This is a genomic window from Kocuria gwangalliensis, assembly GCF_039544365.1.
Lineage (GTDB): Bacteria > Actinomycetota > Actinomycetes > Actinomycetales > Micrococcaceae > Kocuria > Kocuria gwangalliensis.
On the sequence record NZ_BAABLN010000009.1, the window covers coordinates 176,789 to 190,202 of the forward strand.

General features: G+C 62.7%; 9 protein-coding genes and 2 tRNA genes. All 11 read right to left on the reverse strand.

What is annotated here, in order from left to right:
- Positions 1 to 105: 105 nt before the first annotated feature.
- Positions 106 to 1,401 (reverse strand): Nramp family divalent metal transporter, encoded by a 1,296-nt coding sequence (locus tag ABEA06_RS05000; protein WP_345310779.1) that lies wholly within the window; start codon positions 1,399 to 1,401, stop codon positions 106 to 108.
- Between the two features lie 503 nt (positions 1,402 to 1,904).
- Positions 1,905 to 1,977: transfer RNA gene (locus ABEA06_RS05005), tRNA-Ala, on the reverse strand.
- A 47-nt stretch (positions 1,978 to 2,024) separates the two neighbouring features.
- Entirely contained in the window at positions 2,025 to 2,147 is a 123-nt protein-coding gene (locus ABEA06_RS05010) for a hypothetical protein (RefSeq protein ID WP_303383628.1), read from the reverse strand.
- A gap of 38 nt (positions 2,148 to 2,185) precedes the next feature.
- Positions 2,186 to 2,259: transfer RNA gene (locus ABEA06_RS05015), tRNA-Ile, on the reverse strand.
- 88 nt (positions 2,260 to 2,347) lie between these two features.
- Complete coding sequence (locus ABEA06_RS05020) at positions 2,348 to 2,875, reverse strand: DUF3566 domain-containing protein (protein ID WP_303383629.1); 528 nt, start codon at positions 2,873 to 2,875, stop codon at positions 2,348 to 2,350.
- Positions 2,872 to 5,550 (reverse strand): DNA gyrase subunit A, encoded by a 2,679-nt coding sequence (gene gyrA, locus ABEA06_RS05025; RefSeq protein ID WP_345310780.1) that lies wholly within the window; start codon positions 5,548 to 5,550, stop codon positions 2,872 to 2,874. The genes ABEA06_RS05020 and gyrA overlap by 4 nt, the downstream gene beginning before the upstream one ends.
- 78 nt (positions 5,551 to 5,628) lie before the next feature.
- The gene (gene gyrB / locus ABEA06_RS05030; protein WP_303381725.1) at positions 5,629 to 7,704 is read right to left on the reverse strand and encodes a DNA topoisomerase (ATP-hydrolyzing) subunit B; all 2,076 of its coding nucleotides are present in this window, start codon (positions 7,702 to 7,704) and stop codon (positions 5,629 to 5,631) included.
- A gap of 245 nt (positions 7,705 to 7,949) precedes the next feature.
- Positions 7,950 to 8,543: a DciA family protein gene (locus tag ABEA06_RS05035; RefSeq protein ID WP_303381726.1), complete on the reverse strand. Its 594-nt coding sequence runs from the start codon at positions 8,541 to 8,543 to the stop codon at positions 7,950 to 7,952.
- Entirely contained in the window at positions 8,536 to 9,741 is a 1,206-nt protein-coding gene (recF, locus tag ABEA06_RS05040) for a DNA replication/repair protein RecF (protein ID WP_345310781.1), read from the reverse strand. The genes ABEA06_RS05035 and recF overlap by 8 nt, the downstream gene beginning before the upstream one ends.
- 4 nt (positions 9,742 to 9,745) lie before the next feature.
- Positions 9,746 to 10,870 (reverse strand): DNA polymerase III subunit beta, encoded by a 1,125-nt coding sequence (gene dnaN / locus ABEA06_RS05045; RefSeq protein WP_312396797.1) that lies wholly within the window; start codon positions 10,868 to 10,870, stop codon positions 9,746 to 9,748.
- Positions 10,871 to 11,437: 567 nt separating this feature from the next.
- Entirely contained in the window at positions 11,438 to 13,060 is a 1,623-nt protein-coding gene (gene dnaA / locus ABEA06_RS05050) for a chromosomal replication initiator protein DnaA (RefSeq protein WP_303381729.1), read from the reverse strand.
- Between the last annotated feature and the right edge of the window lie 354 nt (positions 13,061 to 13,414).

Genomic DNA, 13,414 nt, shown 5'->3' on the forward strand with positions numbered 1-13,414 from the left:
TCTGAGCCGGCCTCGCGCTGACTGAGTAGCACCGCAACGCCGCCGGGCCCCGAGAAGGGGCGCCGGCGGCGTCGTCGTTCAAGGCCGTTCTGCGGTGCGGTGCCGCTAGGAGAATACGTCCGAAACGGTGTCCCACACTTGGTAGATGCCCAGGATGCCGAACAGCACGGCGCAAATCACCAGCACCGCGTTGGTGAACATGCCGTTACGCCAATTCTTGGGCGTGCGCGAGGTGTTGAGCAGCCCCAGCAGGGTGACCGCCAGGAACGGCATGAATAATGCACCCAGCACCCCGTAGAGCAGAATCAGGAACACCGGCCGGTCCAGCAGCAGCAGAAGCATGGGCGGGAAGGTAAGCCACAGCAGGTAGAACTTGAAGTACTTGCCGCCGTTGCGGGTGTCCGGGTGGTCCTTGGGACGGTTGCGGATATTGCCCCAGTAATCGGCGAACATGAGCGAGACACCGGACCAGACGCCCACCACGGACGAGAAAGACGCGGCCCAGAACCCGATCAGGAAGATCACGCCGATCACATCGCCGTAGCGTTCGCGCAACACGGCATCCAAGTCGAGCAGGCCGCGGTCGCCGGCGCTGATGGCATAGCCGGCGGAGTAAAGGACCTCGGCGCCCACCACCAGCATGGCCAACACAAAGATGCCGGTAATGGCATATGCAACGGTATTGTCCAACTGCATGACACGCATCCACCGCGGCTGGTGCCAGCCCTTCTCACGCAGCCAATAGCCGTATGCCGCCAAGGTAATGGTGCCGCCCACGCCACCGGCCAGTGCCAGGGTGTAAACCACGCCTCCCTGCGGGATCACGGGGATTAGACCCTTGAGCATCTCCGGGATGTTGGGCAACGTGATGATCGCCAGTCCCACCATGACCAGGAACATGATGCCCACCATGGCCGCGGTGATTTTCTCCACCGCCGCATAGCGTCCCGACCACACAATGCCAAAGCCGATCAGACCCATCATGATGGCCCATGCCCACAACGGCAGGATCGGGAAGAGAGCCGCCAAGGGAAGTGCGGAAGAGGACATCGCGGTCGCGCCGTACACAAAACCCCAGATGAGGATGTACGGACCGAAGTACCAGGATGTCCAACGCCCCAGCGACCGCCAGCCCTCAAAGATGGTCCGCCCGCTGGACAACGAGTAGCGTCCCGCGCCCTCCACCAGAACGACCTTCATGACCGTGCCCACGATCACGGCCCACAACAGCGCGTACCCGTAACGAGAACCCGCGGTCAGGGTCGCAACCATGTCCGCAGCACCCACCCCCGTGGCGGCGACCACCAGGCCGGGGCCCACGATCCGCCATTTCCTGACCCGTTCCAACTGCTCACTCGGATTCACCGACGTATCCGGCAGTAAGGCTGTTTTATCGCGCATTCGGCTACTCCACTGACTTGGCAAGCATGAGAAGGGTCACATCAATTACTCGTCATCATTTCACGCGTTAACTGTTCGGGCGTTTCGGCACACAACTGTGGCAGAGAGGTTTCGAATATTTCACCCGCCGACGTCGCTCGGCCGCCTTCCCGACTGACGTCCCGATCGGTCAGCGGTTGCCTTCATCGTCTGCTGGGCTCGAACGCGCATGCGCTCCCATTCCTCGAGGCCCCTGCGGCACCTACGAGGCTCGTGGTCCGGAAATGTCCGGGAGCGCCACGTCGTGGGCAGACGCCGTCACGCGTTCAGGGTGTGTTGGGAACCCCATTCTGCGCCTGGAGTGGCGGTAAAGCCCCGCTTGTTCTGCCCAAGGGTCCTGCGGTCCCTTGGGATGAAAATCGAGGTTCTGCTGGCCCCTAATACGTTGGACAACCAAGTCATTAAATCGCGCACAAAAAAACCTCCGGGCCCCTGTCGCAATGGGAACCCGGAGGTTTTGACTGTGGAGCCTAGGAGATTCGAACTCCTGACATCCGCCTTGCAAAGGCGGCGCTCTACCAACTGAGCTAAGGCCCCGTACGTACTGGCGACCCACCGTTGGGTGAGCCACGTTCCCAGACCGTTCAGTCCACGGGATCTACAACTGAGTCCCATGCTTCGCGTTTGGCTTCCGCCTCGCGCCAAGCCTTGAAAGCCGCGACGGACAGGCCCGCGAGTGCAGCCAGTGCTGCGATTCGTGCCTTCATCGCTACCTCCACACGATTTAACTCGTGAACTCAGTGAGTGGGCGTACCAGGAATTGAACCTGGGACCTCTTCGTTATCAGCGAAGCGCTCTAACCGTCTGAGCTATACGCCCGTAGCACAGTCAACCAACAAGTTAACTTCTTGGTTGACCGAACTGAAACTTTACCGGAGGTATCCCCCGGCGCCAAATCGAGAACCGATCAGTCGTCGGTCAGCGTCACCCCGATACCGCCGATCAGAGCGGCCGCAATGTTGTACAACAAAGCGCCCAACACTGACAGCGCCGTCAGCAGGATCACGTTGACCACCGAGATGATCGTGGCGAACAGTGCCACGTTCCCCAGGGACAGGAACTCCTTGATGTCCGTGCCGCCCGCATTGCCGCCGAGCATGGACAGCATCTCGTTGATCCCGTCGAACAGGCCGGTGAGGTTCAGCACGAGCCACAGCACCAACGATGCCACGACCATGATGATGCCCAGGGCAACGGAGAGCAGGAAGGCAAGCTTGAGCACCGACCAGGTGTCGACCTTGGACACCACCAGCCGCGCGCGGCGCACCTTGGCGCGCGGTGCGGGACGAACCAGTCCCTTGGTGGACTGATTCTGTGGCTTCTTCGCAGCGGGCGAGTCCGGCTTCTTCTCCGCGGTGGTGGTGCCACCCTTGGAGGGGCTCACCGGGGAGTTCTTGGGGGGCTTGGAACCCTTCGAGGCAGAGCTTGCGCTCATGCTTCACCTCCGTTGTCGTGGTTTTCCAACGCTACTGCATCGTCTGAGGGAGCCCCGGCATCACTGCCCTGGTCCGCGGCGTCTTCTTGCGCTTCCTCGGGGACGACGTCGCCGCCCTCCTCGGCGTCGGAATCCACCTTTTTCTCGATCTCGCGTTCGGCGTTGTGAGCAACTCCGACAATGTGGTCCGAAGACCCGGGCTTGGCGAAAATCACGCCCATCGTGTCGCGCCCGCGAGCGGGAACCTCGGCCACATTGGAGCGAACCACCTTGCCGCCGGACATGACCACGAGAACCTCGTCCGCTTCGCCCACGATCAGGCCACCGACCAGGCCGCCGCGGTCATCGGCGAGCTTGGCCACCTTGATGCCCAGGCCGCCACGGCCCTGCACTCGGTATTCGCTGACCGCGGTGCGCTTGGCGTAGCCGCCCTCGGTCACCACGAACACAAAGGCGTCGTCGGTGACCACGTTGGCCGACAGCAACTTGTCACCGTCGCGGAACTTCATGCCGGTCACCCCGGAGGTCGCGCGACCCATGGGACGCAGGGCGTCGTCGTCGGCGGTGAAACGCAACGACTGGCCGAGATGCGAAATCAACATGATGTCGTCCGCGGGAGTCGCGAGCATGGCCGAGACCAGTTCGTCGTCGTCGCGCAGGTTGATAGCGATCACGCCGGCGGTGCGGTTGGTGTCGTAGTCGGACAACCGGGACTTCTTGACCAGACCGCGGCGGGTGGCCAGAGCCAGGTACGGGGCGTCCTGGTAGGTGCGCAGCTGCATGACCTGGGCAATGCGCTCGTCCGGCTGGAACTCCAAAAGGTTGGCCACGTGCTGACCCTTGGCGTCACGGCCGGCCTCGACCAGTTCGTACGCCTTGGCGCGGTACACCCGACCGAACGTGGTGAAGAACAGGATCCAGTTGTGCGTGGTGGTCACGAAGAAGTGCTCCACCACGTCACCGCCACGCAACTGTGCGCCCTTGATGCCCCGACCGCCGCGGTGCTGCGAGCGGTACTCGTCCGAGCGCGTGCGCTTGACGTACCCGTCGCGGGTGATGGTGACGACCACTTCCTCTTCGGGAATGAGGTCTTCCATGGACATGTCGCCGTCGTAACCGAACAGGATCTCGCTGCGGCGATCATCACCGTAGTGGTTGACGATCTCCGTGAGTTCCTCGGAAATGATTTCGCGCTGCCGGTCCTCGGAGGCAATGATCGCCTGGTACTCAGCGATCAAACGCTCGAGTTCGGCGTGCCGGTCCTGGATCTTCTGGCGTTCCAGGGCGGCCAAGCGGCGCAGCTGCATGTTGAGGATTGCCTGCGCCTGGGCCTCGTCGATGTCGAGCAGCTCCATGAGCCCGTTGCGGGCCTCCTCCACGGTGGGAGAACGGCGGATCAGCGCAATGACCTCGTCCAGGGCGTCAAGTGCCTTGAGAAGACCGCGCAGGATGTGTGCTTCTTCCTCGGCCTGCTTGAGGCGGTACCGGGTGCGACGCACAATGACTTCCATTTGGTGCGTGACCCAGTGATGCACAAAAGCATCCAGGGACAGGGTGCGGGGCACACCGTCCACGAGCGCCAGCATGTTGGCGGAGAAGTTCTCCTGCAGCTGCGTGTGCTTGTAGAGGTTGTTGAGCACCACCTTGGGAACGGCATCGCGCTTGAGCACGATCACCAGACGCTGACCGGTACGACCGGAGGTCTCATCGCGCATGTCCGCAATGCCCTGCACACGGCCGTCCTTGACGAGGTCGGCGATCTTCACGGCCAGGTTGTCCGGGTTCACCTGGTACGGCAGTTCGGTGACCACCAGGCACGTCCGACCGTGGATTTCCTCCACACTGACCACGGCGCGCATGGTGATGGAGCCGCGGCCGGTGCGGTAGGCGTCCTCGATGCCCTTGTGACCCAGGATCTGAGCTCCCGTGGGGAAGTCCGGGCCCTTGACGCGTTTAATGAGTTCTTCGAGCAGGGTCTCGCGGTCCACGGTGGGGTTCTGGAGGTACCACTGCACGCCGTCCGCCACTTCGCGCAGGTTGTGCGGCGGAATGTTGGTGGCCATACCCACGGCAATACCGGAGGAACCGTTGACCAGCAGGTTCGGGAAGCGCGCCGGCAGAACGGTGGGTTCCTGCTGCTTGCCGTCGTAGTTGTCCTGGAAATCCACGGTGTCCTCGTGGATGTCCCGGACCATCTCCATGGCCAGCGGAGCCATTTTGGTCTCGGTGTAACGGGGGGCCGCGGCGCCGTCGTTACCGGGCGAGCCGAAGTTACCCTGGCCGAGCGCGAGCGGGTAGCGCATGATCCAGCCCTGGATCAGTCGCACCAGGGCGTCGTAGATCGCGGAGTCACCGTGCGGGTGGTAATTACCCATCACGTCGCCGACCACGCGGGCACACTTGTTGAAGGAACGCTCGGGGCGGTAACCGCCGTCGAACATCGTGTAGATCACCCGGCGGTGCACGGGCTTCAAACCGTCGCGCACGTCCGGCAGTGCACGGCCCACGATCACGGCCATGGCGTAGTCCAGGTACGAGCGCTGCATCTCGGTCTGCAGGTCCACCTGCTCCACGTGATCGCCAGTGCTCACGACGACGTCGCCTTCGTCCGTTTCGAGCTCGATCGAGTTCTCGGGGTCGACCGGGACGTTTCCGTCCGGAGTCTCGTCACTCATTCGTTGCTATCCGTTTCTTCTCAAATCCCACGGTTCGGCATTCATGCCACATACGGAATATGCGGCGGACAACATGTTCTAGATGTCGAGGAACCGAATGTCTTTGGCGTTCTGCTGGATGAATTCGCGGCGGGATTCCACGTCCTCACCCATGAGCACGGAGAACACCTGGTCCGCCGCGGCGGCGTCGTCCATGGTGACCTGCAACAGCGTGCGGTGCTCGGGGTCCATGGTGGTCTCCCACAGCTCGGTGTAGTCCATCTCGCCCAGGCCCTTGTAACGCTGAATGCCGTTGTCCTTGGGCAGGCGACGGTTCTTGGCCAGACCCTCGGCCACGACCTCGTCACGCTCGGCGTCCGAGAACACGTAGTCGTGGGCGGCGTTGGACCACTTGATGCGGTACAGCGGCGGCTGCGCCAGGTACACGTAGCCGTGCTCAATGAGCGGGCGCATGAACCGGAACAACAGCGTGAGCAGCAAAGTGGTGATGTGCTGGCCGTCCACGTCCGCGTCGGCCATGAGCACGATCTTGTGGTAGCGGGCCTTTTCGATGTCGAAGTCATCGCCGATTCCCGCGCCGAACGCGGTGATCATGGACTGAACCTCGGCGTTGGACAGCGCACGGTCCAGGCGCGCGCGCTCCACGTTCAAGATTTTGCCGCGCAACGGCAGGATGGCCTGGCGACCGGGGTCACGGCCCTGCACGGCCGAACCACCCGCGGAGTCACCCTCCACGATGTAGATCTCGGAGAGCGTGGGGTCCTTGGACGAGCAGTCCTTGAGCTTGCCCGGCATGCCACCGGATTCCAGCAAGCCCTTGCGTCGTGTGGTTTCGCGCGCCTTACGCGCGGCCAAGCGGGCCTGGGACGCGTAGATCGCCTTGCGGATGATGTCCTTGGCCGGGGCCGGATTGCGCTCGAGCCAGTCACCGAACAAGTCGAACATCTCGCGCTGCACAAAGGTCTTGGCCTCGGAGTTGCCCAGCTTGGTCTTGGTCTGGCCCTCGAATTGGGGTTCGCCCAGTTTGATGGACACCACCGCGGTCAACCCCTCGCGAACGTCGTCGCCGGTGAGGTTCTCGTCCTTGTCGCGCAGCAGCTTGTTCTCTCGCGCGTAACGGTTGATCAGGGTGGTCAGCGCGGAGCGGAAGCCCTCTTCGTGCGTGCCACCCTCGTGGGTGTTGATGGTGTTGGCATAGGTGTGCACCGACTCCGTGAACGCGGTGGTCCACTGCATGGCCAGTTCCAACGACATCTTCTTGTCGTCGTCTTCCACTTCCAACGCAATGACATCGTCGTGGATGAGATCGGCCTTCTTGGACGAGTTCAAGAAAGTCACGTAGTCCAGCAGGCCATTGTCGTACTTGTAGACGACCTGCAGGTCACCGTTCGAGTTGGTGTGGGTCTGGCCATTCGCGGCGTTGACGGTGCCGCCGTCCTGCCCCTCGACCGGTTCCTCCGCGGAAACCTTGGTCTGGGACCCGGCGATCTCCTCACCGGACTCGTCCTGCTGTCGCTCATCCGTGAGCGTGATGCGCAGTCCCCTGTTCAGGAAGGCCATCTGCTGGAAGCGAGCGCGCAGCGTCTCGAAGTCGAAATCGACGGTCTCGAAGATCTCGGGGTCAGGGTAGAACGTCTGAGTGGTACCGGTCTCCTCGGTGGCCTCACCCTTTTCCAGCTGGCCCTGCGGGACACCGCCGTTGGCAAAGTTCATCCGCCATTCATAACCCTGCCGGCGCACCACGGTGCTGACGCGGGCGGACAGGGCGTTGACCACGGAAATACCCACGCCGTGCAGGCCACCGGAGACGGCGTAACCGCCGCCGCCGAACTTACCGCCGGCGTGCAGGATGGTCATGACCACCTCCACGGTGGGCTTGCCCTCGGTGGGGTGCATGTCCACGGGGATACCGCGACCGTTGTCGGAGACGCGCACACCGCCGTCAGCCTGGAGTGTGATCTCGATGTGATCGCAGTAGCCGGCGAGTGCCTCATCGACGGAGTTGTCGACCACCTCGTACACCAGGTGGTGCAGTCCGCGAGGTCCGGTGGAACCGATGTACATCCCCGGACGTTTCCTGACGGCCTCCAGGCCTTCCAGAACGGTGATATCACCGGCACCGTACTCGTGCTGTAGGGGATCCTCTGTAGCCACGGGGTCTCCGGTCCTCCTGCGTAATCGACGTAGATCGATTGGTCGGCCCGCATGAATACAGCCGATGAGACGGCGCGCGGCTCATCGGCTGGCGGGACAAAAAGATCTTGTACCCCAATTCTACCGGATAAAGCGCTCAACGGCCCGCAGACGCCCCGGGGGCCCAGTCCGCTGGGGGACCACATGAACCGGGGTGATTCTGAGAATTGCGGCGTTTACCGCCTCATCCGGGCCATGAAACGCGGTTATCCGTAGGTATCGCGGGGCCCGCGGCCCTGGACGGTCCACCGGCCCTTCTTCCAACTTGGCCCCACCGGCCCGTGGATCTCGAGCTTGGTCACGATGCCCTCCCCCAGCCGGTCCGCGAAGGTGCGCAGGATCTGCGATTGAATCAACCGCAATTGGGTGGCATACGCGGTGGAGTCGCAGCGCACGCGCACCACGGTGTCCTCAAAGCTCTCGGGCCACGTGTGCTCCGCATTGCGCGCCCCCACGAGCGAGGCCCAGTCCGCGAGCACGCTGCTCACGTTCACGGGCGTCTTCCAGCCACGGTGCACGATCAGTGAATCCACGATATTGCCCAGCTTGCGTGGATCTCGCGCCGACTTCCCCGGTCCGGAGTAACCACCCATCTGCCGGGCATCCACGGGCCGGTTGTAACGCTGCTTGAGTGCCGGCGATCCCGTGCCGTCCTCCATCGCCTGTCCGAAGAACTTCATGTTCTTGGCCGCGGCCGCCTTGGACAACCGCGCATCTCCGCGCTCCTGAGCCGCTCGACGCACGCGTTGCAGCGCGGAGGCGGCGGCATCGACGACGTCGTCCCGGGCCGGATCAGTCATGCTCGCCTCGATCGGGGGGCGCCTCGCCGGCCGGGGCGTCCTGTACGTCCACCCGCCCGGGGCTCACGCGCACCACGCGGTGCGGGTTCTCGCGCAGCGCCCGCGGAAGATCCTCGTCCACAGCGGCGGTCACCAATACCTGCTCGGCCCGCTGGACCAGTTGAGCCAGCTTCTGCCGACGCCGCGCATCCAGTTCGGCGAACACGTCGTCCAAGATCAGCACGGGTGCTGCGCCCTCATTGGGGTCATCGGCCACGTGCACGTACCAGGAACCCAGCCGCAGGGCCAGGGCCGTGGACCACGTCTCACCGTGGGAGGCATAGCCCTTGGCCGGGGTGTCCCCGAGTGAAATCACCATGTCATCGCGGTGCGGACCCACCAGGGTGATCCCGCGTTCCTGCTCTTGCCGTTGGACCCGATCGAAGGCCTGCAGCATCAACTCGTAGAGGTCCCCCACGGAAAAATGCTCCAGGGCCGCGGAGTCGACAGCGGGGTCCACTGACGAGCACTCGTAGCGCAGCCCCACGTGCTTCGGACCGTCCGTGAGCTGCTGATAGGCCCGATCCACTTCGGGCTCCAGCGCCTTGAGCAACTGAAGCCGCGCCCCCATGACCGCTGCACCGGCCCGCGCCAACTGCTCGTTCCACACGGCAAGGGTTGCCTGGTGGGATTGCGCGTTCTGGCGTGAGTAACGGGCGGATTTCAACAGCGCGTTGCGTTGTTTCAGGGCCCGGTCGTAATCGCTGCGGGCCGCGACCAGCACCGGCCGCATGGAGGTTGCCAGATCGTCCAGGAACTTCCGCCGGTGCCCCGGGTCTCCCTTGACCAACGTCAGATCCTCCGGAGAGAACACCACGGTGTGAAGGACACCCATGGCTTCCCGTGCGCGCACCGGAGCTGCACGGTTGATCTGTACCCTGTTGGCCCGGCCGTCGTTGAGTTCGAACTCCAGAACCGTGTGGTGGGTGGCGCGGCGGACTCGGATCCGCACGATTGCCCGTTCGGCCCCCGTCTTGATCAGCGGGGTGTCACTGGCAACGCGGTGCGATGAGAGATTGGCGGCCCAGTCGATGGCCTCGACCACGTTGGTCTTGCCCACGCCGTTGGGACCTACGAACACGGTCAGCCCGCGGACCAGGGGCAGATCGAGACTCGCGTAGGTTCTGAAATCCAGCAGGGACAGGTGGTCTACGAACACACGATCACTGGTTGGGCAACCGGACCGGCATCAGCAGGTACTTGTAATTCACGTTGTCCTCGCCATCCAGTTCCTGCTGGGCGGAGAGAACCGCGGGTTTGGGAGGTGCGGTGAAGGAGAACCGCACGTACTGGGAATCGAAGGCGTGCAAACCTTCGGACAGGTAGGTCGGGTTGAACGCCACGGTGATGTCGTCACCGTTGAGCTGGGCATCCAGGACCTCGGAAGCCTGCGCGTCCTCACCGGTGCCGGCGTCCAATGCCACCTGTCCCTGGGTGAAGGCCAGTCGCACCGGTGTGTTGCGTTCGGCGACCAAGGAGACGCGGCGAACCGCTTCCACGAGATCCGCCGTCTTGACCGCGGCGGTGATCGGGGTGTTCTCCGGGAACAACGAGCGAATCTTGGGGTACTCACCGTCGATCAGCAAGCTGGTGGTGCGGCGGCCACCGGATTCGAAACCGACCAGCTCCGCGTTGTCCGCCAGTGCCACATTGACGTCCCCGGCGGCGCCGAGTGTCTTGGCAATGTCGTTCAAGGTCTTGGCCTTGATCAGAGCCGCCGTGGAAATCGTGGGATCAGAAGGCCGCCACGTGAGTTCACGCATGGCCAACCGGTACCGGTCCGTGGCGAGCAACGTAATTTTTTCGCCGTCGATCTCCATGCGTACGCCCGTGAGGATCGGCAGGGTGTCGTCCTTGGAAGCAGCGATGTTCACCTGACCCACGGCGTGCGCGAACTCATCACCGGCAATCACACCGGACAGTTCCGGAAGTGCCGGCAACTGGGGGTAGTCATTGACGGGCATGGCCGCGAGGTTGAACTTGGAGGACTTGCACGTGAGCGTGACCTTGCCGCCGTCGACCTCGACCTGCACGGGTGCCGAGGGTAGGGAACGGCAGATGTCCGCCAGGAGGCGGCCGGAGACCAGGGTGGTGCCTTCTTCCTGGACATCAGCGCTGATGGTCAGGCGAGCGGAGATTTCGTAGTCAAAGCTTGCGATCGATAGTGAACCGCTGTCGGCTTTGATCAGGAGACCGGAGAGAACGGGGACCGGCGGGCGTGGTGACAAGGATCGTGCCGTCCATGTGACTGCTTCAGCCAGTACGTCGCGCTCGACGGAGAACTTCACGGCAATGCCCCTTTGGTCTAAAAATATGTAACTCGCCGTGTGCATCGTATCCGCCTTGAGCGGCGACTTTCGAGCCCACACGAGCCGAGTGGAGTGCGCAAACTTGTAATTACAGGTTCTCGTCCGGGCTTGGGACGAGGCGTGGGCACAAGATTTTTGTTATTCGGTGGATTTCTCTTTAAGGGTAAGAGTGTTAATAACCCATGTGGAAACTGTGGATAACTGCCTGCTTCCCGCTGTTTGAACGGCTCGAGCCTGTTGACGTCCTGTGCTTAACTTCGGGCCCGTCTGTGGTCGCTCAGTGCGTAACTTCCGCGCTATGTCGCGGAATCCACAGGGTCGTCCCCCGCACCGGGATGCTTATCCACCGAAGCTCGAACGTTGTCCACAAAGTTTTCCACATCGGGTGATTCCCGGTTGTGCACAATCCGTCCACACGGCCACCGTAACCTGTGTATGGAGCGGCGTCGTGGCTGGTCCCGAGGGCTGGGAACCTGTGGACGAATCACAAAAAAGTAGGGTCCCGGCCGACTGGCCGGGACCCTCAAGACGTGGTGAGCCGCGGGCTCAGCCCTCGCGGGACTGCTGCTTGATGCGGTTGGTCAACTCCGTGACCTGATCGAAAATCTGACGCCGCTCGGCCATCAGGGTGCGAATCTTGCGGTCCGCGTGCATCACGGTGGTGTGGTCACGCCCGCCCAACTCCTGACCGATCTTGGGCAGAGACATGTCCGTGAGCTCACGCAACAAATACATGGCGATCTGCCGCGCGGTCACGAGCGTGCGGGTGCGGGACTTGGACTTGAGCTCGTCCAAGGTGATGTTGAAGAACGCCGCGGTCTGGCCGAGGATCGACGCCGCCGTGATTTCCTGCCCGCCGTCCTCGGTGATCAAGTCCTTGAGCACCAGCTCGGCCAGCGGCAGATCCACCGCCTGCTTGTTCAGTGAGGCGAATGCCGTGACACGGATCAGTGCACCCTCGAGCTCACGAATGTTGGTGGAGATATGGGATGCGATGTACTCCATTACGTCATCCGGGGCGTCCATGCCCTCGCTGATGGCCTTCTTCCGCAGAATCGCGATGCGGGTTTCCAATTCAGGCGGCTGCACGTCCGTGATCAAACCCCACTCGAAGCGGGATCGCATGCGCTCGGCAAAACCGGTCAACTGCTTGGGTGGCATGTCCGAGGTGATCACGATCTGCTTCTCGTGATTGTGCAGCGCGTTGAACGTGTGGAAGAACTCTTCCTGCGTGTGTTCCTTGCCGGCCAAGAACTGGATGTCGTCGATGAGCAGCATGTCCACGTTGCGGTAGATGCCCTTGAAGGAGGAACCTTCGTCATCGCGGATCGAGTTGATGAAATCGTTGGTGAACTCCTCGGAGTTCACATAACGCACGCGCAGTTTGGGGTAAAGCCGCTTGGCGTAGTGGCCGATGGCGTGCAGCAAGTGGGTTTTGCCCAGCCCGGAATCGCCGTATATGAACAGCGGGTTATATGCCTTGGCGGGGGTTTCGGCCACAGCGAAGGCTGCGGCGTGGGCAAAGCGGTTGGACTGACCGATCACGAATGAATCAAACACGTACTTGGGGTTCAACCGTGCGGAGCTGTCCCACTCGGCGTCCGAGGGGCTGGTGTCCGTGCCGTTCGTGGTGCTCAGCGGTTCGCGCGGGTGAGCCGGCGGCACCGCCTGCGGATCTCTGCGAGGGGGTAGGTCTCCGTAAACGCGGGTGGTGGATTCCGCGGCCATGGTATCGGTCAGACCACTGGGCATCGGACGCGGATGGTCGGTACGCGGAACATCCACGCCGTGATGGGTCGGTGTCTGCGGGGCGCTGCGATTGCGTTCGGCTTCGAGTTCCTCAATCGAGGGGCCTTGTGAGTCCACGGCCGGAGCCTCGTTCTGCGGCGGGGTCAGACCGAGTTCTGTGTCCACCACGAACGCGACCAGAGTTTCCGGCCCGAATACCCGACCCACGGCCTCGTCCAGCACGGCGGCCATGCTGCGGTGTTGGAAGTACTCCCGCGTGCGCTCATTGGGCACGGCCACCAACAAAGTGGTGCCCATGAGCCCCTGGGGTTCGGACAAGGAAATGAAGCCCCGGGACCGTCCGGTCACGCTAGGGTGCTCCTTCATGTACCGGACGCATTCGGCCCACTGTTGGAGCAGGGGCTGATTGTCCTGGTGCATGAATTTCTCCTGACGGTAGCGGCGGGTTCTGGCTAGTTTTCCACAGAGTTGTACACAGCAGTGGATAAACCAGAGTGGGGGAACCCGTAACGGACAGCCTAGAACATGCGTCGTGGCACTTCATAGCCCCATTGGGCGGATGTGGAGAACTACAACCTTGTAGTTCGCACCTGGGGATAAACTCTTCCTCGGCGGGTCACGGAAGCCGTTGTCCACATGGTCCACAGGCTGTGGATGCACAACTGTGGAGAAGCCGCCGGGGAGCCCCGAATTTGCAGGGCTATTTCAAAGTCGGTGAGTGTGGTGTGGATTTTCGCGCGGGCTTGTGGGGTCCCGGCGTGGCTGCTGGTCATC

Excerpts from the sequence above, each read along its gene's own strand:
- ABEA06_RS05010 (WP_303383628.1), bottom strand. The coding sequence starts at position 2,147 with ATGAAGGCACGAATCGCAGCACTGGCTGCACTCGCGGGCCTGTCCGTC.
- ABEA06_RS05020 (WP_303383629.1), bottom strand. The coding sequence starts at position 2,875 with ATGAGCGCAAGCTCTGCCTCGAAGGGTTCCAAGCCCCCCAAGAACTCC.
- dnaA (WP_303381729.1), bottom strand. The coding sequence starts at position 13,060 with ATGCACCAGGACAATCAGCCCCTGCTCCAACAGTGGGCCGAATGCGTC.
- ABEA06_RS05035 (WP_303381726.1), bottom strand. The coding sequence starts at position 8,543 with ATGACTGATCCGGCCCGGGACGACGTCGTCGATGCCGCCGCCTCCGCG.
- gyrA (WP_345310780.1), bottom strand. The coding sequence starts at position 5,550 with ATGAGTGACGAGACTCCGGACGGAAACGTCCCGGTCGACCCCGAGAAC.
- ABEA06_RS05000 (WP_345310779.1), bottom strand. The coding sequence starts at position 1,401 with ATGCGCGATAAAACAGCCTTACTGCCGGATACGTCGGTGAATCCGAGT.